This is a genomic window from Serratia sp. ASV30, assembly GCF_016428815.1.
GTDB classification, from domain to species: domain Bacteria; phylum Pseudomonadota; class Gammaproteobacteria; order Enterobacterales; family Enterobacteriaceae; genus Chania; species Chania fonticola_C.
Genome location: NZ_JAELTL010000234.1, coordinates 1 through 322 on the forward strand (window position 1 = coordinate 1; position 322 = coordinate 322).

Sequence of the window (322 nt, forward strand, 5' to 3'; positions counted from 1 at the left end):
TGTCGGCCTCCAGGCCGTAAGCGCAGTATTTGCTATGGTTTTGCGCCACCAGCTCTTTAACGTGGGCTAGCACTAACACCCGGCCACGGGCGCGTTTTGCCAACTCGGCGATCACCAGGCTTTTGCCCTGTCTCTTATACACATCTGACGCTGCCGACGATGCCAACTGGGTGTAGATCTCGGTGGTCGCCGGAGCATGAAAAAGGGGGGGGGGGGGGGGGGGGGGGGGGGGGGGGGGGGGGGGGGGGGGGGGGGGGGGGGGGGGGGGGGGGGGGGGGGGGGGGGGGGGGGGGGGGGGGGGGGGGGGGGGGGGGGGGGGGGG

The 322-nt window shown here is 72.7% G+C and carries 1 pseudogene; it reads right to left on the reverse strand.

Annotated features, from left to right (window positions below):
- A pseudogene (locus JHD74_RS26215) lies at positions 1 to 322 on the reverse strand (hypothetical protein); the annotation flags it as partial.